18 protein-coding genes are annotated in these 22,241 nt (G+C 58.9%); 16 read left to right on the top strand and 2 right to left on the bottom strand.

What is annotated here, in order from left to right; all coding sequences use genetic code 11:
- Positions 1 to 16 precede the first annotated feature (16 nt).
- Positions 17 to 2,719 carry a [protein-PII] uridylyltransferase gene (locus tag AB4N98_RS06465; protein ID WP_017529699.1) on the bottom strand — a complete coding sequence of 901 codons (2,703 nt, stop codon included), beginning with the start codon at positions 2,717 to 2,719 and terminating at the stop codon, positions 17 to 19.
- A 66-nt stretch (positions 2,720 to 2,785) separates the two neighbouring features.
- On the bottom strand, positions 2,786 to 3,568 hold the full coding sequence (gene map / locus AB4N98_RS06460; protein WP_017529698.1) for a type I methionyl aminopeptidase: 783 nt from the start codon (positions 3,566 to 3,568) through the stop codon (positions 2,786 to 2,788).
- 387 nt (positions 3,569 to 3,955) lie between these two features.
- On the opposite strand from map, the gene rpsB reads away from it, so the two are divergent.
- The 16 genes from rpsB (at position 3,956) to dnaE (ending at position 22,195) form a co-directional block, all read left to right on the top strand.
- Positions 3,956 to 4,693 (top strand): 30S ribosomal protein S2, encoded by a 738-nt coding sequence (rpsB, locus tag AB4N98_RS06455; RefSeq protein ID WP_003189158.1) that lies wholly within the window; start codon positions 3,956 to 3,958, stop codon positions 4,691 to 4,693.
- Between the two features lie 192 nt (positions 4,694 to 4,885).
- Positions 4,886 to 5,749: a translation elongation factor Ts gene (tsf, locus tag AB4N98_RS06450; RefSeq protein WP_017529697.1), complete on the top strand. Its 864-nt coding sequence runs from the start codon at positions 4,886 to 4,888 to the stop codon at positions 5,747 to 5,749.
- 209 nt (positions 5,750 to 5,958) lie between these two features.
- Positions 5,959 to 6,702, top strand: a complete 744-nt coding sequence (pyrH, locus tag AB4N98_RS06445) for a UMP kinase (RefSeq protein WP_003172271.1) — start codon at positions 5,959 to 5,961, stop codon at positions 6,700 to 6,702.
- Complete coding sequence (gene frr / locus AB4N98_RS06440) at positions 6,699 to 7,256, top strand: ribosome recycling factor (RefSeq protein ID WP_017529696.1); 558 nt, start codon at positions 6,699 to 6,701, stop codon at positions 7,254 to 7,256. Before pyrH ends, frr begins: the two co-directional genes overlap by 4 nt.
- A gap of 17 nt (positions 7,257 to 7,273) precedes the next feature.
- Positions 7,274 to 8,029 carry a polyprenyl diphosphate synthase gene (uppS, locus tag AB4N98_RS06435; RefSeq protein WP_017529695.1) on the top strand — a complete coding sequence of 252 codons (756 nt, stop codon included), beginning with the start codon at positions 7,274 to 7,276 and terminating at the stop codon, positions 8,027 to 8,029.
- Positions 8,030 to 8,839 carry a phosphatidate cytidylyltransferase gene (locus tag AB4N98_RS06430; RefSeq protein ID WP_017529694.1) on the top strand — a complete coding sequence of 270 codons (810 nt, stop codon included), beginning with the start codon at positions 8,030 to 8,032 and terminating at the stop codon, positions 8,837 to 8,839. It abuts the gene before it with no gap.
- Complete coding sequence (gene ispC / locus AB4N98_RS06425) at positions 8,836 to 10,026, top strand: 1-deoxy-D-xylulose-5-phosphate reductoisomerase (RefSeq protein WP_065877160.1); 1,191 nt, start codon at positions 8,836 to 8,838, stop codon at positions 10,024 to 10,026. The genes AB4N98_RS06430 and ispC overlap by 4 nt, the downstream gene beginning before the upstream one ends.
- A gap of 53 nt (positions 10,027 to 10,079) precedes the next feature.
- Positions 10,080 to 11,432, top strand: a complete 1,353-nt coding sequence (gene rseP / locus AB4N98_RS06420; RefSeq protein WP_223495483.1) for a sigma E protease regulator RseP — start codon at positions 10,080 to 10,082, stop codon at positions 11,430 to 11,432.
- 74 nt (positions 11,433 to 11,506) lie between these two features.
- Positions 11,507 to 13,894 (top strand): outer membrane protein assembly factor BamA, encoded by a 2,388-nt coding sequence (gene bamA, locus AB4N98_RS06415; protein ID WP_460149317.1) that lies wholly within the window; start codon positions 11,507 to 11,509, stop codon positions 13,892 to 13,894.
- Positions 13,895 to 13,940: 46 nt separating this feature from the next.
- A complete protein-coding gene (locus AB4N98_RS06410; protein WP_003172279.1) occupies positions 13,941 to 14,444 on the top strand; it encodes an OmpH/Skp family outer membrane protein in 504 nt (167 codons plus the stop codon).
- Positions 14,445 to 14,447: 3 nt separating this feature from the next.
- Entirely contained in the window at positions 14,448 to 15,503 is a 1,056-nt protein-coding gene (gene lpxD, locus AB4N98_RS06405) for a UDP-3-O-(3-hydroxymyristoyl)glucosamine N-acyltransferase (RefSeq protein WP_017529690.1), read from the top strand.
- Positions 15,504 to 15,613: 110 nt separating this feature from the next.
- Positions 15,614 to 16,054: a 3-hydroxyacyl-ACP dehydratase FabZ gene (gene fabZ, locus AB4N98_RS06400; RefSeq protein ID WP_003172281.1), complete on the top strand. Its 441-nt coding sequence runs from the start codon at positions 15,614 to 15,616 to the stop codon at positions 16,052 to 16,054.
- Entirely contained in the window at positions 16,051 to 16,827 is a 777-nt protein-coding gene (gene lpxA / locus AB4N98_RS06395; RefSeq protein WP_135196490.1) for an acyl-ACP--UDP-N-acetylglucosamine O-acyltransferase, read from the top strand. Before fabZ ends, lpxA begins: the two co-directional genes overlap by 4 nt.
- Positions 16,828 to 16,829: 2 nt before the next feature.
- Positions 16,830 to 17,969, top strand: a complete 1,140-nt coding sequence (gene lpxB / locus AB4N98_RS06390) for a lipid-A-disaccharide synthase (protein ID WP_460149316.1) — start codon at positions 16,830 to 16,832, stop codon at positions 17,967 to 17,969.
- Positions 17,966 to 18,598, top strand: coding sequence for a ribonuclease HII (gene rnhB, locus AB4N98_RS06385; protein ID WP_017529687.1), 633 nt, complete (start codon positions 17,966 to 17,968; stop codon positions 18,596 to 18,598). Before lpxB ends, rnhB begins: the two co-directional genes overlap by 4 nt.
- Positions 18,599 to 18,673: 75 nt before the next feature.
- On the top strand, positions 18,674 to 22,195 hold the full coding sequence (gene dnaE / locus AB4N98_RS06380) for a DNA polymerase III subunit alpha (protein WP_068931575.1): 3,522 nt from the start codon (positions 18,674 to 18,676) through the stop codon (positions 22,193 to 22,195).
- The last annotated feature ends 46 nt before the right edge of the window (positions 22,196 to 22,241 follow it).

The following is a 22,241-nucleotide window of genomic DNA, read 5'->3' as shown; positions in this document are numbered from 1 at the left end:
AAAACTGGAATGAGGTTTAGATCGTCAGGCGCGTCAGCTCGACACCGGGTTCCTGAGTCACGCTCAACTGCTGCACGATGGCTTCCTGCAATCGTAGGCACAGCTCAGGATCGGACAGCGGCTGGTTGTCGGCGTCGGTAATGAAGAACACGTCTTCCACGCGCTCGCCGAGGGTTGCAATCTTGGCGTTCTGCAGCGACAGGTCGAATTCCAGGAAGATCCCACCGATGCGTGCCAGCAGGCCTGGGCGGTCCGGTGCGCTGAGTTCCAGCACCGTGACCGGGCGTTGCGCATCATTGGAGATGGTCACCTGGGGCGCGAAGGCAAAGTGCTTGAGCTGGCGGGGCACACGACGCTGAATGATGGTGGGGTAGTCGTCCGGGTTGCGCAGGGCTTCGGTGAGGCCTTCGCGAATCTTTTTCACCCGCGCCGGGTTGTCGCCGATGGAGTCGCCGTCGGTGTCGAGCACGATGTAGGTGTCGAGGGTGAACTGGCTGCTGGAGGTGATCACGCGTGCGTCATGGATGTTCAGGTTGAGCTGGTCCATGGCGGCCACGGTTACGGCGAAAAAGTCATGCTGGTCGGGGGCGTAGATGAAGATTTGCGTGCCCCCTTCGAACTCGCGCTGGGTGGTTTCCTTGATCAGCACCAACGGGCCGCCATCGGCCGGCTGCTGCAGGATCGCGTCGGTGTGCCAGGCCACGTCGCCTGCGGTGTGGCGCAGGAAGTAGTCGTCGCCCAGTTGCGACCACAATTGCTCGACATCGTCCGGGTCGTTGCCGCCGCGCACCAGAATATCCAGCGCCGCGCTTTGGGTGCGGCGGATCTGCTCTTCGCGGTCCACCGGGTTTTCCAGGCCACGGCGCAGGGCACGCTTGGTCTCGGTATACAACTGGCGCAACAGGCTGGCGCGCCACGAGTTCCATAGCGTCGGGTTGGTGGCGTTGATATCGGAGACCGTCAGCACGTACAGATAGTCGAGGCGGGTTTCATTGCCGACGATCTGCGCAAAGTCGTGGATCACCTGCGGGTCTGACAAGTCCTTGCGCTGGGCGGTGGTCGACATCACCAAGTGGTTCTGCACCAGCCAGACGATCAGGCGGCTGTCCCATTGCGGCAGCTGATGACGCTGGCAGAACGCCTCGGCGTCGACCGCGCCGACTTCCGAGTGGTCGCCATGCCGGCCCTTGCCGATGTCGTGATACAGGCCGGCCAGGTAGATCAGTTCCGGCTTGGGCAGCTTGGCCATCAACTTACTGGCCAGCGGGAATTTCTCTGATACCTGGGTGTATTGCAGCTTACGCAGGTGCTTGATCAGGTTCAGGGTGTGGGCGTCTACCGTATAGATGTGGAACAGGTCGTGCTGCATTTGCCCGACGATAAAGCCGAATTCCGGCAGGTAGCGCCCAAGGATGCCGTAGCGGTTCATGCGGCGCAGGTTGCGGTGGATGCCGATCTTGCACTTGAACAGCTCGATGAAGAGGCTGGTGTTACGGATGTCGTTGCGAAAGTCGTCGTCGATCAGGTGTCGGTTTTCCCGCAGCAGGCGGATGGTGTCGGCGCGTACGCCTTTGATTTCCGGCTGCTGGGCCATCAGCACGAAGATTTCCAGCATGGCGAACGGGGTACGCCGGAACACGCTGTCGTTGCGCGCCTCGATATAACCGTCATGCAACTGGAAGCGCGCATTGATCGGCTGCGGCGGCGCTTCGTCTTCGGGGGCCAGGATCACTTCTTCGAAGTGCTGGATGATCAGGTCGCTGAGCTGGGCAATGCTCATGACCACCCGGTAGTACTGCTGCATGAAGCTTTCGATGCTGGTCTTGGCGTCCTCGCCTTCGAAACCCAGCAGGGTGGCGATGGAGCGCTGGTGGTCGAACAGCAGGCGGTCTTCCGAGCGCCCGGCGAGCATGTGCAGGGCGTAGCGCACCTTCCACAAAAACTCCTGGGACGAAGCCAGCAGGGCGTTTTCGCTCTCCACCAAAAAGCCTTCGCCGGCCAGGGCGCGCAGGTTCAGGGTGCCGTACTGGCGACGGGCGACCCACAAAATCGTCTGGATGTCGCGCAGCCCGCCCGGCGAGCCTTTGACGTTGGGCTCCAGGTTGTATTCGGTGTCGTTGTATTTGTGATGCCGGGCCTTCTGCTCGGCACGCTTGGCCAGGAAGAACTCCTTGCTCGGCCACATATGCGCGGTGCTGGTGACTTCGAGCATGCGCTGGCGCAGGCGCTCGGGGCCGCAGATGGTGCGGCTTTCCATCAGGTTGGTGACGACCGTCAAGTCGGCACGGGCTTCTTCGGCGCATTCGTCGACCGAACGAACGCTCTGGCCGACTTCCAGGCCGATGTCCCACAACAGTGTAAGAAACCGCTCAATGGAATCGCGAAAGATCTCATGGTCGGCGCTGTCCAGCAGGATCAGTAGGTCAATATCGGAGTAGGGATGCAGCTCGCCCCGACCGTAGCCACCGACCGCTACCAGCGCGATATCGGCATCTTCGCTCCAACTGAACTGTTCCCAGGCCTTTTGCAGGATGTTGTCGACAAACCAGGCGCGGTCTTCGATCAGCCGGCGGATGTCCCGGCCGCTGCGAAAGCGCTCATCGAGCACCTCGCGAGCCTGGCGGATCGCCTTCTTGAATGCGGCAATGGGGCTCGCCTTCAGGGCCAGCTCGGCCTGGAACTGGCCACGGTCGAAGAGTTCGGGATCCACCTGGGGCATCGATCGGCTTTCCTTTCTATCTGTCAGTCAGTCACAACACGCTGTGGGGGAAAACCTGGGCAACCTTCAGGCTGAAACGCGTGGGATCGTGTCGTCGGCGCGCAGGGTGAAGATCTCGTAACCGGTCTCGGTGACCAGCAAGGTGTGTTCCCACTGGGCGGATAGCTTGCGGTCCTTGGTGATGGCGGTCCAGCCGTCGCCCAGTACCTTGGTGTCGGCCTTGCCCTGGTTGATCATCGGCTCGATGGTGAAAGTCATGCCCGCCTTGAGTTCCATGCCGGTGCCGGCACGGCCGTAATGCAGGATCTGCGGCTCTTCGTGAAAGACTGTGCCGATACCGTGGCCGCAGAACTCGCGTACCACCGAGAAACCGTTCTTTTCGGCGTGCTTCTGGATGACTTCACCGATATCGCCCAGGCGGCAGCCAGGCTTGACGATTTCAATGGCTTTGTACATGCATTCCTGAGTCACCTGGGACAGGCGCTCGGCCCAGACCGGCACGGTGCCGACGTGGAACATGCGGCTGGTGTCGCCGAAGTAGCGGTCCTTGATCACGGTGACGTCGATGTTCAGCGTGTCGCCATCCTTCAATGGCTTGTCGCCCGGAATGCCGTGGCAGACCACGTGGTTGACCGAGGTGCAGATCGACTTGGGGAAGCCTTTATAGTTGAGCGGGGCAGGGATGGCCTTTTGCACATTGACTATATAGTCGTGGCAGATCTGGTTCAGCTCTTCGGTGGTGACGCCGGGCTTGACGTGCTCGGCAATCATTTCCAGCACGTCGGCAGCCAGCTTGCCGGCAATGCGCATGCCGGCGATGTCTTCGGCGGTTTTCAAACTAACGGTCATACAGGCTCTCTCTAGCGCGACGCGCTGAAATCAATACGGTTTACGGGCGTGCGACAAAAGGTTACAGAATTCGCACAAGCCACAAAAAACGCGATTCTACCAGACGCGGGTGGTAAACCATGAGCCCCTGACGATCGCTTCTCTCTATAGGGTGGGGTTAAATCCGCTCTATTCAACGGGTTGCCTATACGCCGCTCACGTCAGGTGTGATTGCGGGTTTCGTTTTCGCCCTTCGTGTGGTATAAAATGCGCCGCTTTCCGGGGATGCCCCGAAAGGCTTAAATCCACACACGTGTCGACACGATGACCTGGGTGCCGGAGGCCTTGATGCCGCTGGTTGGTCATTGGGATACGTGGAGGCCAAACCCGACTTATTAAGGAACTATCATGTCCCAAGTCAACATGCGCGATATGCTGAAGGCCGGTGTGCACTTCGGTCACCAGACCCGTTACTGGAACCCGAAAATGGGTAAGTACATTTTCGGCGCGCGTAACAAGATCCACATCATCAACCTTGAAAAAACCCTGCCAATGTTCAACGAAGCTCTGACTTTCGTAGAGCGCCTGGCCCAGGGCAAAAACAAGATTCTGTTCGTCGGCACCAAGCGTTCCGCTGGCAAGATCGTTGCTGAAGAAGCAGCACGTTGCGGTTCGCCGTACGTCGATCACCGCTGGTTGGGCGGCATGCTGACCAACTTCAAAACCATCCGTGCTTCCATCAAGCGTCTGCGTGACCTTGAAGTGCAAGCCGAAGACGGTACTTTCGCCAAGCTGACCAAGAAAGAAGCGCTGATGCGCTCCCGTGACCTGGAAAAGCTCGATCGTTCGCTGGGTGGCATCAAGGACATGGGCGGTCTGCCTGACGCACTGTTCGTTATCGACGTTGATCACGAGCGCATCGCGATCACTGAAGCCAACAAGCTGGGCATCCCTGTTATCGGCGTTGTCGATACCAACAGCAGCCCGGAAGGCGTTGACTACATCATCCCAGGCAACGATGACGCAATCCGCGCTATCCAGCTGTACATGGGTTCGATGGCTGACGCTGTAATCCGTGGTCGCAACCACGTTGCTGGTGGTACCGAGCAGTTCGTTGAAGAAGCTCCGGTAGCCGCAGCTGAGTAAGTGACGCCCTGGCGTTGACTCAGTAAGCAAAAAGGGGGCTTGGCCCCCTTTTTGCCACCTCGAAAACCATTTGTCGGCAGCGCAGCTACAACATCTGTAACGTGCAGCGGCTAACAAGGGTGGTTCGGGAAGAATTGATCCCCCGTTCGATCGGGTGGAATGGTTGAAAACCTATCCAAGAGGAATTTGAAAATGGCAGCAATTACTGCAGCGTTGGTTAAAGAACTGCGTGAGCGTACCGGCGAAGGCATGATGGATTGCAAGAAGGCCCTGGAAAAGGCTGACGGCGACATCGAAAAAGCCATTGATGACATGCGTGCTTCCGGCGCCATCAAGGCTGCCAAGAAAGCAGGCAACGTGGCTGCTGAAGGCGCTATCGCTCTGAAAGAAGACGGCAAGTCTGCTGTTCTGCTGGAAGTGAACTCCCAGACCGACTTCCTGGCTCTGCAGGACGACTTCAAGGCATTTGTTGCTGCCAGCGTTGAAAAAGCGTTCGCCGACAAACTGACTGACGCCGCTCCGCTGATCGCCGCTCAAGAAGCTGATCGCCTGGTACTGGTCGGCAAGGTTGGCGAAAACGTCAACATCCGTCGCCTGGTGCGCGTTGAAGGTGATGTGGTTGGTGGTTACCTGCACGGCAACAAGATCGGTGTTGCGGTTGTGCTCAAAGGCGGTAACGTTGAACTGGCCAAAGACATCGCTATGCACGTAGCGGCCAGCAACCCTGAGTTCCTGCTGCCTTCGGAAGTTTCTGCCGAAGCCATCGAGCGTGAAAAAGCTGTGTTCCTGCAGCTGAACGAAGAAAAAATCAAAGGCAAGCCAGAAAACATTGTTGAGAACATGGTCAAAGGCCGTATCAGCAAGTTCCTGGCCGAAGCAAGCCTGGTTGAGCAGGCGTTCGTCAAGAACCCTGAAATCAAGGTTGGCGAGCTGGCTAAGAAAGCCGGTGCTGAAATCGTTTCCTTCACTTACTTCAAAGTAGGCGAAGGCATCGAGAAGCCGGTCGACAACTTCGCTGAAGAAGTTGCTGCCCAGCTGGCTGCCGCTAAGCAATAAGACAGTTTTCAACTGTCGCCCGAAAGAGGCTGCCCGCTCACGCGCGCAGCCTCTTTTCAAATGGGCAGGCCAATTTTATTTGGCTTCCCCTCGGAACTGGCTTACAAAGCCGTGTTCCGATGGCGCTGTGATAGCGTCCAGCTAGAGTGAATGCAAGCCGCAAACGGCTCGCCAAGAATTTTTAAAATACGCCGCAGGAGAGATTCGCAATGGCTCAGCAGGGCAGTGGTTATCAGGCTCGCTATAAACGCATTCTACTCAAGCTCAGCGGCGAGGCCCTGATGGGCTCGGAAGAGTTCGGGATTGATCCCAAGGTGCTCGACCGTATGGCGCTGGAAGTCGGCCAACTGGTCGGTATCGGCGTACAAGTCGGCCTGGTGATTGGCGGCGGCAACCTGTTCCGCGGCGCGGCACTGAGTGCGGCCGGCATGGATCGGGTTACCGGCGACCACATGGGCATGCTGGCCACTGTGATGAACGCCCTGGCAATGCGCGACGCCCTGGAGCGTGCCAATATCTCGGCAATCGTGATGTCGGCTATTTCCATGGTCGGCGTGACCGATCACTATGATCGCCGCAAAGCCATGCGCCACCTGAACGCCAAGGAAGTGGTGATCTTCGCCGCTGGCACGGGTAACCCGTTCTTCACCACCGACTCGGCAGCGTGCCTGCGCGCCATCGAGATCGATGCTGACGTGGTGCTCAAGGCTACCAAGGTGGATGGCGTGTACACCGCAGACCCATTCAAAGACCCGCATGCCGAGAAGTTCGATCATCTGACCTACGATGAAGTGCTGGATCGCAAGCTGGGTGTGATGGACCTGACGGCTATTTGCCTGTGCCGCGACCACAAGATGCCGCTGCGCGTATTTAACATGAACAAGCCCGGCGCCCTGCTGAATATCGTACACGGCGGCGCGGAAGGGACTCTGATCGAGGAAGGCCAACAATGATCAACGAAATCAAGAAAGACGCCCAAGCGCGTATGCAAAAATCCCTGGAGTCTCTGAGCCACGCATTCGGCCAGATTCGTACCGGCAAGGCGCACCCAAGCATCCTGGGCAGCGTGATGGTGCCGTACTACGGCACTGACACTCCGCTGAGCGGCGTGGCCAACGTGACCGTTAAGGATTCGCGCACCCTGCAGGTCGTAGCGTTTGAGCGCAACATGCTCGCCGCTGTCGACAAGGCCATCCAGAGCGCCGGCCTGAACCTCAACCCGACCAACCTGGGTGAGTTGCTGCTGATCTCCATGCCTGCCCTGACTGAGGAAACCCGCAAGGGCTTCACCAAGCAGGCGCGCAGCGCGGCTGAAGATGCACGCGTTGCTGTGCGTAACATCCGTCGCGATGCCTTGGGTGACCTGAAAAAACTGGTCAAGGACAAGGAAATCAGCGAAGACGAAGAGCGTCGTGCCGTTGCCGATATCGACAAGCTGACCAAAGATGCCGAGGCCCAGATCACCAAGGCCACGGAAGAAAAAGAAAAGGACCTGATGGCCGTATAAGGGGTCAGGACACCTTCATGGAAAAGACCAAGCAGACTGTACCCTCAGTGGTGCCGCGCCATGTCGCGATCATCATGGATGGGAATAATCGCTGGGCGAAAAAACGCTTTATGCCAGGTGTCGCCGGGCATAAAGCGGGTGTCGATGCGGTGCGGGCGGTGATCGAGGTGTGCGCTGAGGCGAAGGTCGAGGTATTGACCCTGTTCGCCTTCTCCAGTGAAAACTGGCAGCGCCCGGTCGACGAAGTCACGGCTTTGATGGACTTGTTCTTCAAAGCGTTGCGTCGCGAGGCCAAGCGCCTCAACGATAACAACATCAGCCTGCGCATCATCGGTGACCGCTCGCGGTTCCACCCTGAATTGCAGGCGGCTATGCGTGAAGCCGAGGCCATTACGGCGGGTGCGGACCGTTTTGTGCTGCAGATTGCAGCCAACTACGGTGGCCAGTGGGATATCGCCCAGGCCGCGCAACGGCTGGCCCGTGAAGTGCAGGCCGGTCATCTGCGGCCCGAGGACATCACGCCTGAACTGTTGCAAACCTGTCTGGTAACCGGCGACCTGCCGTTGCCGGACTTGTGCATCCGTACCGGTGGCGAGCATCGCATCAGCAATTTCCTTTTGTGGCAGCTGGCTTACACCGAGCTGTACTTCTCCGACCTGTTCTGGCCGGACTTCAAACACGATGCCATGCGCACTGCGCTGGCAGATTTCGCTTCCCGTCAGCGGCGTTTCGGTAAAACGAGCGAGCAGATCGAAGCTGGAGCCCGGGTTTAAATGCTAAAACAACGAATCATCACAGCACTGATCCTGTTGCCGATCGCCTTGTGTGGGTTTTTCCTGCTCGATGGTTCCGGTTTCGCCCTGTTTATCGGTCTGGTCGTCACCCTGGGTGCCTGGGAGTGGGCGCGCCTGGCAGGTTTCAGCGCGCAGCTGCCACGCGTGGCCTACGCCGCTGCCGTGGCAGTGTTGCTGTTCCTGATGCATACCCTGTCGAGCATCGTCGTGCCCTGGGTGTTGGGCGCTGCGGTGTTGTGGTGGGCGCTTGCGACCTACCTGGTGTTGACGTACCCGCGTACCAGCGCGCAGTGGTCCAGCGTGGCCAGCAAGTTGGTGATCGGTTTGTTGATTCTGTTGCCTGCCTGGCAAGGGCTGGTGGAAATCAAGAATTCGCCGATGGGCAACTGGCTGATCATGGCGGTGATGGTGCTGGTGTGGGGGGCCGATATCGGTGCCTACTTTTCGGGGCGAGCATTCGGCAAGCGCAAGCTGGCGCCCGCAGTCAGTCCCGGTAAAAGCTGGGAAGGCGTATACGGCGGTCTCGCGCTGACCTTGCTGATCACCGTGGTGGTGGGTGTGGTGCGCGATTGGCCGGTGAAGGAAATCTTCCTGGCCCTGGTGGGCACGGCCATTGTCGTCTTCATCTCGGTCGTGGGCGACCTCACCGAAAGCATGTTCAAGCGCCAGGCCGGGATCAAGGACAGCAGTAACCTTCTGCCGGGTCATGGTGGCGTGCTGGACCGTATCGACAGCCTCACCGCGGCCATTCCGATCTTTGCCGTACTGTTGTGGATGACCGCTTCGTGAGCCGCCTGCAACAAGTAACCGTGCTGGGTGCCACCGGTTCGGTGGGCCTGAGCACCCTGGATGTGATCGCTCGTCACCCGCAGCGCTATCAAGTCTTTGCTCTCACCGGGTTTACTCGCCTGGCCCAGTTGCTGGCCCTGTGCGTACGCCATGCGCCGCGCTTTGCCGTGGTGCCTGAGGCGGGCGACGCGCAAGGTCTGCAGGAGGATCTGCGGGCTGCCGGGTTGGCTACGCGTGTGCTGGTGGGGGAGGAGGGCTTGTGCCAGGTCTCGGCCGACGCCGAGGTGGACACCGTGGTGGCTGCTATCGTCGGTGCCGCGGGCCTGCGCCCGACCTTGGCGGCCGTCGACGCCGGTAAGAAAATCCTGCTGGCCAATAAAGAAGCACTGGTGATGTCTGGCGCGCTTTTTATGCAGGCCGTGCGTAAAAGCGGTGCCGTGTTGCTGCCGCTGGATAGCGAGCATAACGCCATCTTCCAGTGCATGCCTGGTGACTATGCCCGTGGCTTGAGTCAGGTAGGCGTGCGCCGCATCCTGTTGACCGCTTCCGGTGGCCCGTTCCGGCAAACTCCGTTGAGCGAGCTGGAGCATGTGTCGCCAGATCAGGCGTGTGCGCATCCCAACTGGTCCATGGGGCGCAAAATCTCCGTGGATTCGGCAAGCATGATGAACAAGGGCCTTGAGTTGATCGAGGCGTGCTGGCTGTTCGATGCGCGGCCTGATCAGGTCGAGGTGGTGATCCACCCGCAAAGCGTGATTCATTCCTTGGTTGACTACGTGGACGGCTCGGTATTGGCGCAGTTGGGAAACCCCGATATGCGCACGCCGATTGCCAACGCCCTGGCCTGGCCGGAGCGAATTGATTCCGGTGTGGCTGCCTTGGACCTGTTTGCAATTGCCCGCCTGGACTTCGAGGCGCCGGACGAGCAGCGCTTTCCTTGCCTGCGCCTGGCGCGGCAGGCGGCGGAGGCGGGTAATAGCGCGCCGGCGATGCTCAATGCGGCAAATGAAGTGGCGGTGGCGGCATTTCTCGAACGGCGCATCCGCTTTCCACAGATCGCGAGTATCATCGAGGACGTCCTGAGCCTTGAGCCAGTTGTGGCGGTGGATGATCTGGATGCGGTATTCGAGGCGGATGCCAAGGCCCGGGCGCTTGCCGAACACTGGTTGAGCCGCAACGCGCGTTAGCCTGTGGGGGCGTTTGCGCCTCCAGGCACTGGATTGGAATGCGGAGAAATTAGATGAGTGCGCTTTACATGATTGTCGGCACCCTGGTTGCTCTGGGTGTACTGGTTACCTTTCACGAATTCGGTCACTTCTGGGTGGCGCGTCGTTGCGGCGTCAAGGTATTGCGCTTTTCCGTTGGTTTCGGCATGCCGCTGGTTCGCTGGCATGATCGTCGTGGCACCGAGTTTGTAATCGCGGCCATCCCGCTGGGTGGTTACGTCAAGATGCTCGACGAGCGCGAAGGGGAGGTGCCGGCTGATCAGTTGGACCAATCCTTCAATCGCAAGACCGTTCGTCAGCGTATTGCCATCGTCGCCGCCGGCCCGATCGCCAACTTCCTGTTGGCGATGCTGTTTTTCTGGGTCCTGGCCATGCTGGGGAGCCAGCAGGTACGTCCGGTTATCGGCGCGGTTGAGGCGGACAGTATTGCGGCCAAGGCCGGTCTGGTAGCGGGGCAGGAAATTGTTTCCATTGATGGCGAGCCGACCACGGGGTGGGGCGCCGTCAATTTGCAGTTGGTGCGTCGCCTGGGTGAAAGCGGCACCGTCAATGTCGTGGTGCGTGAGCAGGATTCCACTGCTGAAACCCCGCGTGCACTGGCCTTGGACCATTGGCTCAAAGGGGCCGATGAGCCTGATCCGATCAAGTCCCTGGGTATTCGTCCGTGGCGACCTGCACTGCCGCCGGTGCTCGCCGAGCTGGATCCGAAAGGTCCGGCCCAGGCCGCAGGTCTGAAAACCGGTGACCGTTTGTTGGCGCTCGATGGCCAGGCGCTGGGCGATTGGCAGCAAGTGGTCGACCTGGTGCGTGTCCGTCCTGATACCAAGATTTTGCTGAAAGTTGAGCGCGATGGTGCTCAGATTGACGTGCCGGTGACTCTGGCGGTTCGCGGGGAAGCCAAGGCGGCCGGGGGGTACCTGGGGGCTGGAGTCAAAGGTGTCGAGTGGCCGCCATCCATGTTGCGTGAGGTGAGTTTCGGGCCGTTGGCGGCAATTGGCGAAGGCGCGAAACGCACCTGGACCATGAGTGTGCTGACCCTCGAATCCCTCAAGAAAATGTTGTTCGGTGAGCTCTCGGTAAAAAACTTGAGTGGACCGATAACCATTGCTAAAGTGGCGGGCGCTTCTGCCCAGTCGGGTGTCGCGGATTTCCTGAATTTCCTGGCTTATCTGAGTATCAGCCTGGGGGTTCTGAATTTGCTGCCCATTCCCGTATTGGATGGGGGGCATCTGTTGTTTTATCTGGTCGAGTGGGTGCGTGGTCGCCCCTTGTCGGATCGGGTGCAGGGTTGGGGGATACAGATCGGTATCAGTTTGGTGGTCGGGGTGATGTTATTAGCCTTGGTCAACGATCTGGGTCGACTGTAACGCTTCGCTGAATTGCGAATCTGCCGCATTTTGCGGCAGTTTGTTTATTGCCAGTTGGAATAAGAAAGGACTTCATGAAACGTCTGCTGCTAACTGCGGTTCTCACCGTATTGATGATCGCCGAAGTTCACGCCGAGTCCTTCACCATCTCCGATATTCGCGTCAACGGCCTCCAGCGGGTTTCCGCGGGTAGCGTCTTTGGTGCCTTGCCGTTGAACGTCGGGGAACAGGCTGATGACCGTCGCCTGGTGGAATCCACTCGTGCGCTGTTCAAAACCGGGTTCTTTCAAGACATCCAACTGGGTCGCGAAGGCAACGTCCTGGTCATCACCGTCGTCGAGCGACCTTCCGTCGCCAGTATCGAGATCGAAGGCAACAAAGCGATCTCCACTGAAGACCTGATGAAGGGCCTCAAGCAATCCGGCCTGGCCGAGGGCGAGATCTTCCAGCGCGCCACCCTTGAAGGTGTGCGTAACGAACTGCAACGCCAATACGTTGCCCAGGGCCGCTACTCCGCGACCGTGGAAACGGAAGTGGTGCCGCAACCTCGCAACCGTGTCGGCCTCAAGGTCAACATCAACGAAGGTACCGTGGCGGCGATCCAGCACATCAACGTGGTGGGCAACACCAAGTTTGCCGATGAAGACCTGATCGACCTGTTCGAACTCAAGACCACCAACTGGCTGTCGTTCTTCAGGAACGATGACAAGTACGCCCGTGAAAAACTCTCCGGTGACCTGGAACGTCTGCGTTCCTACTACCTGGATCGCGGCTATATCAACATGGATATCGCCTCCACCCAGGTATCCATCACCCCGGACAAGAAACACGTCTATATCACCGTCAACGTCAACGAAGGCGAGAAATACAAGGTTCGTGACGTGAAGCTGAGCGGCGACTTGAAAGTGCCTGAAGACCAGGTCAAGTCACTGCTGCTGGTGCAGAAAGACCAGGTGTTCTCGCGCAAGCTGATGACCACTACGTCCGAACTGATCACCCGCCGCCTGGGTAACGAAGGCTATACCTTCGCCAACGTCAATGGCGTACCGACTCCGCACGATGAAGACCATACCGTGGACATCACTTTTGTGGTCGACCCGGGCAAGCGTGCCTATGTAAACCGCATCAATTTCCGTGGCAACACCAAGTCCGCCGACGAAGTGCTGCGTCGTGAAATGCGCCAGATGGAAGGTGGCTGGGCGTCGACTTACCTGATCGACCAGTCCAAGACCCGTCTGGAACGCCTGGGCTTCTTCAAGGAAGTCAACGTCGAAACGCCAGCCGTACCCGGTGTGGACGACCAGGTCGACGTGAACTACGCCGTAGAGGAACAAGCCTCGGGTTCGATCACCGCCAGCGTTGGTTTTGCACAGAGTGCCGGCCTGATCCTGGGTGGTTCCATTACCCAGAACAACTTCCTCGGTACCGGTAACCGTGTGTCCATCGGCCTGACCCGAAGCGAATACCAGAGCCGCTATAACTTCGGTTATACCGACCCCTACTGGACTGCTGACGGTGTGAGCCTTGGCTACAACGCCTTCTATCGCACCACCGACTACAAAGATCTCGATGTTGATGTTGCAAGCTATGCGATCGACAGCCTGGGTGCCGGCGTCAACGTCGGTTACCCGATCAGCGAGACGTCGCGTCTGACGTTCGGCCTGACCGCGCAACAGGATGAGATCAAGACCGGTGTGTACACCGTGGATGAAATCTTCGACTTTACCCGTCGCGAAGGCGACAAGTTCCTGAACTTCAAGGCGTCTGCCGGCTGGTCCGAGTCGACCCTGAACAAAGGCGTGTTGGCAACCCGTGGTCACTCCCAGAGCCTGACCCTGGAAACCACCACGCCGGGCAGTGACCTGTCGTTCTTCAAACTCGACTACCGTGGCCAGTTGTTCCAGCCGCTGAGCGATAACTACACGATGCGCCTGCACACTGAGCTGGGTTATGGCGACGGTTATGGTTCGACCAATGGCCTGCCGTTCTATGAAAACTACTACGCGGGTGGTTTCAACTCCGTACGTGGCTTCAAGGACAGCACCCTGGGGCCGCGTGGTACACCAAGCCGTGGTGTTGGCGTGACCGGTAACCAAGGCACTACGGTCGACTCCGACAATGACCCGCTGCCATTCGGTGGTAACGTGTTGATCCAGGGCGGTGCGGAAATTCTGTTCCCGCTGCCGTTTGTTAAAGATCAGCGGTCGCTGCGTACGTCGGTCTTCTGGGACGTGGGTAACGTGTTCGACTCCAAGTGCGAACAGGTCACCAACCCAAGCGGCGTGAAGTCCAACACTCAGTGCAACGACGTGAGCCTCAGCAATCTGGCGAGCTCCGTGGGTGTGGGTGTGACCTGGGTGACTGCGCTTGGCCCGTTGAGCTTTGCTCTGGCCATGCCGATCAAGAAACCGGATAACGCTGAAACCCAGATTTTCCAATTCTCCCTCGGCCAGACGTTCTAAGCGTCTGACCCAAGATAACGACAACGGATTCTGTAGGAGTTGCATTGTGCGTAAGTTGACTCAATTGGTTCTGCTGGCCACCGTGCTGGTAACCACCCCGGCCTTCGCCGAAATGAAAATCGCCGTTCTGAACTATCAGATGGCTCTGCTCGAATCCGACGCGGCCAAGAAGTACGCCGTGGATGCCGAGAAAAAATTCGGTCCGCAACTGACCAAGCTCAAGACCCTGGAAAGCAGTGCCAAGGGCATCCAGGATCGTCTGGTAGCCGGTGGTGACAAGATGCAGCAAGGCGAGCGCGAGCGTCTGGAGCTTGAATTCAAGCAAAAGGCCCGTGACTACCAGTTCCAGTCCAAGGAACTGAACGAAGCCAAGGCTGTTGCCGACCGCGAAATGCTTAAGCAGCTCAAGCCTAAACTCGACAGCGCAGTGGAAGAAGTCATCAAGAAAGGTGCCTTTGACCTGGTGTTCGAGCGTGGCGCAGTGATCGACGTCAAGCCTCAATACGACATCACCCGTCAGGTGATCGAGCGCATGAATCAGCTGAAGTAAGCCATGACCGCGATTATCAGGCTCGGCGAGTTGGCCGAGTTCCTGGGGGCTACCTTGCGTGGCTCCCCGGAGAAGGAAATTACTGGGCTAGCCACCTTGCAGGAGGCTGGCCCAGCTCAGTTGAGCTTCCTCGCAAATCCTCAATACCGTAAATACCTCATCGACAGCCGCGCTGCAGCCGTATTGCTGAAGGCCGCTGATGCTGAAGGGTTTGCCGGGGATGCGCTGGTGGTGGCCGACCCCTACCTGGCCTATGCGCGGGTGTCGCACCTGTTTGATCCGAAACCCAAGGCTGCCGGTGGTATTCATCCGTCGGCGGTCATCGCCGATGATGCCCAGGTTGACCCTGCGGCGAGCATTGGTGCGTTTACGGTGATCGAGAGTGGCGCCCGTATCGCGGCCGGTGTAACGGTTGGTGCGCATTGTTTTATTGGCGCACGCTGCGAAATCGGTGCGGATGGTTGGTTGGCCCCGCGCGTGACCTTGTACCACGATGTGCGTATCGGTGAGCGTGTGGTAATTCAATCCGGTGCTGTGATCGGTGGTGAAGGCTTTGGCTTTGCCAATGCCAAAGGTGTCTGGCACAAGATTGCCCAGGTCGGCGGCGTATTGATCGGCGACGACGTGGAAATCGGGGTGAACACGGCTGTCGATCGCGGGGCCCTGGCCGATACCGTGATCGGTAATGGTGTGAAGCTCGACAACCAGATCCAGATCGCTCACAACGTTCAGATTGGCGATCACACCGCCATGGCCGCATGCGTGGGGATTTCCGGCAGCACCAAGATCGGCAAGCATTGCATGCTCGCCGGTGGCGTAGGGCTGGTGGGGCATATCGATATTTGCGACAACGTATTCATCACCGGCATGACCATGGTCACTCACTCGATTACCGAGCCTGGGGCCTACTCTTCCGGTACCGCCATGCAGCCTGCGGCTGAATGGCGTAAAAGTGCAGCGCGTTTGAGGCAGCTCGACGACATGGCTCGACGTCTCAAACAGCTGGAAAAGCGTGTTGGGGACGTGACCCCTGGCGGTAATGCTTCATCAGAAGGCTGATACCATTTCCATATCAAGTGTGCACAGCCGCTAGACTTGCCTCCTTGATTTGCTAGCGGGGCGTGCGTTATTCGCCCGCCCCCAATCTTTATTACAGGCTTCCCCCCGAAATGATGGACATCAACGAGATTCGCGAATACCTGCCTCACCGTTACCCGTTCCTGCTGGTGGACCGCGTAGTGGACCTCAATGTTGAGGAAAAGCGCATTCGTGCCTACAAGAATGTCAGCATCAACGAACCGTTCTTCAACGGTCACTTCCCTGCGCATCCAATCATGCCAGGCGTATTGATCATCGAAGCAATGGCCCAGGCTGCCGGTATCCTTGGTTTCAAAATGCTCGACCTCAAGCCTGCCGATGGCACGCTTTACTATTTCGTGGGCTCCGACAAGTTGCGTTTCCGCAACCCGGTTACCCCGGGTGACCAGTTGATCCTGGAAGCCAAGTTCATCAGCTGCAAGCGCCAGATCTGGAAATTCGAATGCCAGGCCTCGGTAGACGGCAAGCCGGTATGCTCCGCCGAGATCATCTGCGCGGAACGCAAACTATGAGTTTGATTGACCCTCGCGCAATCATCGATCCGTCGGCCATTCTGGCCGCCGACGTTGAGGTCGGCCCTTGGTCGATCATCGGCGCAGGTGTGGAAATCGGCGAGGGGACTGTCATCGGGCCGCACGTGATCCTTAAAGGTCCGACCCGCATTGGCAAACACAATCGTATCTACCAGTTCTCGTCGGTAGGCGAAGACACCCCGGACATGAAGTACAAGGGTGAAGAAACACGTTTGGTAATCGGTGACCACAACATCATCCGTGAAGGCGTGACCATTCACCGCGGTACTGTGCAGGATCGTGCGGAAACCACCCTGGGTGATCACAACCTGGTGATGGCCTATGCCCATATCGGCCACGACAGTGTGATCGGCAACCACTGCATCCTGGTCAACAACACTGCGTTGGCGGGCCATGTGCACGTTGATGATTGGGCGATCCTGTCCGGTTTCACCCTGGTACATCAGTACTGCCATATCGGCGCCCACAGCTTTTCCGGCATGGGTACCGCCATCGGCAAGGACGTTCCGGCGTTCGTCACGGTGTTCGGCAACCCGGCCGAGGCCCGTAGCATGAATTTTGAAGGCATGCGCCGTCGTGGTTTCAGCGAAGATGCGATCCATGCGCTGCGCCGCGCCTATAAGGTGGTGTATCGCCAAGGGTTGACGGTAGACCAGGCATTGACCCAACTGACCGAGCCGGCAGCGTTGTTCCCGGAAGTCGCGGTGTTCCGTGACTCGATCCAGGCGTCGACTCGCGGCATCACCCGCTGACCATGGCCAATCTGCGTATCGCGCTGGTGGCGGGAGAGGCTTCCGGCGATATTCTGGGCTCAGGTCTTATGCGGGCTCTCAAGGCCCAGCACCCTGCGGTTGAGTTTATTGGCGTCGGCGGTCCGCTGATGCAGGCTGAAGGCCTCACGTCTTACTTCCCCATGGAGCGCCTGTCGGTCATGGGCCTGGTGGAAGTGCTGGGTCGCCTGCGTGAGCTGCTCGCTCGGCGCAAGCTGCTGATCCAGACGCTTATCGAAGAAAAGCCTGACGTCTTCATTGGCATCGACGCGCCGGACTTCACCCTCAATATCGAACTCAAGTTGCGTCAGGCCGGCATCAAGACCGTTCACTACGTCAGCCCGTCTGTGTGGGCCTGGCGGCAGAAACGTGTGCTGAAGATCCGTGAAGGTTGTGACCTGATGCTGACGTTGCTGCCCTTCGAGGCCCGTTTCTACGAAGAGAAGGGCGTGCCGGTTCGGTTTGTCGGGCACACATTGGCCGACACCATCCCTTTGCAGGCAGACCGCACAGCTGCGCGTGCCGAACTGGGCTTGCCCGACGGTCCACTCGTCGCATTGATGCCTGGCAGTCGCGGTGGCGAGGTTGGTCGTTTGGCCAGTGTGTTTTTCGATGCCGCCGAGCGACTGCAAGTGTTGAAGCCAGGCGTGCGTTTCGTGTTGCCCTGCGCCAGCCCGCAGCGTCGTGCGCAGATCGAAACGCTGCTGGAAGGTCGCACCCTGCCGTTGACCTTGCTCGACGGCCAGTCGCACCTGGCGTTGGCGGCCTGTGATGCGGTGCTGATCGCCTCGGGTACAGCGACGTTGGAGGCTTTGCTGTACAAGCGTCCGATGGTCGTGGCCTACCGTCTGGCGCCGCTGACGTTCTGGATTCTCAAGCGCATGGTCAAGAGTCCCTACATCTCTTTGCCCAATTTGCTGGCCCAACGCCTGTTGGTACCGGAGTTGTTGCAGGACGATGCAACGCCCCAAGCCTTGGCGCAAACCCTGCTCCCCTTGATCGACGGCGGCGAAGAACAGACCCGCGGATTTGACGAGATTCATCGCACCTTGCGTCGTGACGCGTCAAACCAGGCGGCAAACGCCGTATTGAGCTTGATTGGCCATAAACAGGAAGCCTTATGAGCACGCAGATGGGGCTGGATTTCAGCCTGGTTGCCGAGGCCCACGAACTGGTGGCCGGGGTTGATGAGGTGGGGCGCGGGCCTTTATGTGGCGCCGTGGTTACTGCGGCGGTGATCCTTGATCCGAGCCGTCCGATCCTCGGCCTCAACGACTCGAAAAAACTCACCGAAGCGCGCCGTGAAAAGCTCTTCGACGAGATATGTGAGAAGGCCTTGAGCTGGCATATCGCCCGGGCCGAAGTCGAAGAAATCGACCAGTTGAATATTCTCCACGCCACCATGCTCGCCATGCAGCGTGCGGTGGAAGGCCTGCATATCACGCCAAAAATGGCGATGATCGATGGCAATCGTTGCCCGAAACTGACCATGCCCTCCGAGGCGGTGGTCAAGGGTGATAGCAAGGTGCCGGCCATTGCGGCTGCCTCAATCCTGGCCAAGGTCAGCCGTGATCGTGAAATGGCGGCTTTCGAATTGATCTACCCCGGCTATGGCATCGGCGGCCATAAAGGCTACCCGACCCCCGTTCATCTGGAAGCCCTGGCCCGCCTTGGCCCCACGCCGATCCATCGTCGCTCGTTTGCCCCTGTACGGCTGGCTTACGAGACGCGCGAGAGTCTCATCGAGGTTTAGTCGCGAGGCTGATGTTTTTGCCAAGGCCCGGTACAATCCGGGCCTTGTTGTTTCCACGTATAAGACAGGATCACTATGCCGGCTTCATTCGTTCACCTACGCCTGCACACTGAGTACTCCCTGGTCGACGGCCTGGTACGGATCAAACCGCTGGTCAAAACCCTGGTGGGCATGAACATGCCTGCGGTCGCGGTGACCGATCAGAACAACATGTGTTCCCTGGTCAAGTTCTACAAGAACGCCATGGGTGCCGGCATCAAGCCGATCTGCGGCGCCGACCTGTGGCTGTCCAACAAAGATCCGGATAATGCCCTGAGCCGCATCAGCCTGTTGGCGATGAACGGCGTGGGGTATCGCAACCTCACCGAACTGATCTCCCGTGGTTTTATCGAGGGCCAGCGCAACGGTTCGATCATTATCGAGCGCGAATGGGTCGCCGAGGCCAGCGAAGGCCTGATCATGCTGTCGGCCGCCAAAGAGGGCGAGATCGGGATCGCACTGCTGGGTGGCAACCCCCATGAAGCCGAAGTGCTGGCGAAGGAGTGGATGCAGGTCTTTCCCGATCGGTTCTACCTCGAAGTGCAGCGCACCAACCGTCCCAATGATGAAGAGCACCTGCACGCCGCCGTGGCGTTGGCCGACAAGCTGGGCGCACCGTTGGTGGCGACCAATGATGTGCGCTTTATCAAGAAGGAAGATTTCGAAGCCCACGAAACCCGCGTGTGCATCGGCGAAGGCCGGGCCCTGGATGACCCGCGTCGCTCCAAGAACTACAGCGAAGAGCAGTACCTCAAAAGCGCCGAGGAAATGGCCGAGTTGTTCAGCGACCTGCCCGAGGCCCTGGAAAACTCCGTCGAGATCGCCAAGCGCTGCAACATCGAAGTGAAGCTGGGCAAGCACTTCCTGCCCAACTTCCCGATCCCCGACGGCATGACCATCGACGAGTACTTTCGCAAAGTGTCGTTTGACGGCCTGGAAGAACGCCTCTCGGTCCTGCTGCCCAAAGACACCACCGAAGATTACGAAGCCAAGCGCCAGGTCTACGTTGACCGGCTGAATTTCGAGCTGGATATCATCATCCAGATGGGCTTCCCCGGTTACTTCCTGATCGTAATGGACTTTATCCAGTGGGCCAAAAGCAACGGCGTACCGGTCGGCCCGGGTCGTGGGTCGGGTGCCGGCTCGCTGGTGGCCTATGTGCAGAAAATCACCGACCTCGACCCCCTGGAATATGACCTGCTGTTCGAGCGGTTCCTGAACCCGGAACGGGTTTCCATGCCCGACTTCGACGTCGACTTCTGCATGGACGGTCGCGACCGCGTGATCGAATACGTGGCCGAGAAATATGGCCGCAACGCGGTCAGCCAGATCATCACCTTCGGTTCGATGGCCGCCAAGGCGGTAATCCGTGATGTGGCGCGAGTGCAGGGCAAGTCCTATGGCCTGGCGGATCGTCTGTCGAAAATGATCCCGTTCGAAGTCGGCATGACCCTCGAGAAGGCCTACGAGCAGGAAGAAATCCTGCGCGACTTCATCAAGGTCGATGAGGAAGCCGCCGAAATCTGGGACATGGCGCGCAAGCTCGAAGGTGTGGTGCGTAACGTGGGTAAACACGCCGGTGGCGTGGTGATCGCGCCTACCAAACTCACCGACTTTTCGCCGATCTATTGCGACGAAGAGGGCGATGGCCTGGTTACCCAGTTTGACAAGGACGATGTGGAGGCGGCCGGCCTGGTGAAGTTCGACTTCCTTGGCCTGCGAACCCTGACGATCATCGACTGGGCGCTCAAGACCATCAACCGCGACCGCGCCAAGGTCGGTGAAGAGCCGCTGGATATCGCGTTTATCCCGCTGGATGACAAGCCGACCTACAGCTTGCTGCAAAAGGCTGAAACCACGGCGGTATTCCAGCTTGAATCGCGTGGCATGAAAGAACTGATCAAAAAGCTCAAGCCCGACTGCCTGGAAGACTTGATCGCACTGGTGGCCCTGTTCCGTCCTGGCCCGCTGCAGTCAGGCATGGTTGATGACTTCATCAACCGCAAGCACGGGCGCGCCGAACTGGCTTACCCGCATTCGGACTACCAATACGAAGGCCTCAAGCCCGTACTGGCGCCGACCTACGGCATCATCCTGTATCAGGAACAGGTGATGCAGATCGCCCAGGTGATGGCGGGTTACACCCTCGGCGGCGCGGACATGCTGCGTCGAGCCATGGGTAAGAAGAAACCCGAAGAAATGGCCAAGCAGCGCGGCGGTTTCATTGAAGGGTGCGCCACCAACAATATCGACGCCGACCTGGCCGGTAACATTTTCGACCTGGTAGAGAAATTCGCCGGTTACGGCTTCAACAAATCCCACTCCGCCGCCTACGGCCTGGTGTCGTACCAGACCGCCTGGCTGAAGGCCCACTACCCGGCGCCGTTCATGGCGGCGGTACTCTCGGCGGATATGCACAACACCGACAAGGTCGTGACCTTGATCGAAGAAGTGCGCACCATGAAACTGCGCCTCGACGCGCCGGACGTGAACGCCTCGGAGTTCAAGTTCACGGTGAACGACGAAGGTCGCATCATCTATGGCCTGGGCGCGATCAAGGGCGTGGGCGAAGGCCCGGTGGAAGCGATCACCGAAGCGCGTCAGGACGGCCCGTTCAAGGACCTGTTCGACTTCTGCGCACGGGTTGACCTCAAGCGCATCAACAAGCGAACCCTCGATGGCTTGATCCGCAGCGGCGCGCTGGACCGTCTTGGCCCGTATTTCCATGACGAGCCGAAGGCGTATCAAGCGAATATCGACCGCAACCGCGCGGTGCTGCTCGCCGCCATGGAAGAGGCGATCAAGGCCGCCGAACAAACCGCCCGCACCCATGACAGCGGTCACGCCGACCTGTTTGGCGGGCTGTTCGTCGAAGAAGACGCGGATGTGTACGCCAACCATCGCAAGGCTAAGGATCTGACCCTCAAGGAGCGTCTCAAGGGTGAGAAAGACACCTTGGGCCTGTACCTCACCGGGCACCCGATTGACGAGTACGAAGGCGAGATCCGCCGTTTCGCCCGTCAGCGCATCATCGACCTCAAGCCTGCGCGCGACACCCAGACCGTCGCCGGCATGATCATCGCCCTGCGGGTGATGAAGAACAAAAAGGGCGACAAGATGGGTTTCATCACCCTTGACGACCGTTCGGGCCGCATCGAGGCGTCGCTGTTTGCCGACGCCTTCCATTCGGCGCAGTCGTTGTTGCAGACCGATGCCATGGTGGTGGTGGAAGGCGAGGTCAGTAATGATGACTTCTCCGGCGGCCTGCGCCTGCGCATCAAGCGGGTGATGAGCATGGAAGATGCGCGCACCAACCTGGCCGAGAGCCTGCGCTTGAAGGTGAAAACCGAAGCGCTCAAGGGCGATCAGCTACGCTGGTTGGGTGACCTGCTCAAGCGTCACCGTGGTGCGTGCCCGGTGACCATGGAGTACACCGGCAACGACGCCAAGGCGATGTTGCAGTTCGGCGAGACCTGGCGAATTGATCCGGCGGATGGCTTGATTCAAGCATTGCGTGACCAGTTCGGCCGTGACAACGTCTTCCTCCAATACCGTTGACGGTCTCGCGATAGCATTTCGCCTGATCTTGACTGAACATTTAATC

It is taken from the genome of Pseudomonas sp. S3_E10 (assembly GCF_054667615.1).
The sequence above is the reverse complement of the archived record's forward strand: the minus strand, read 5'-3'. Positions and strand labels throughout refer to the sequence as shown.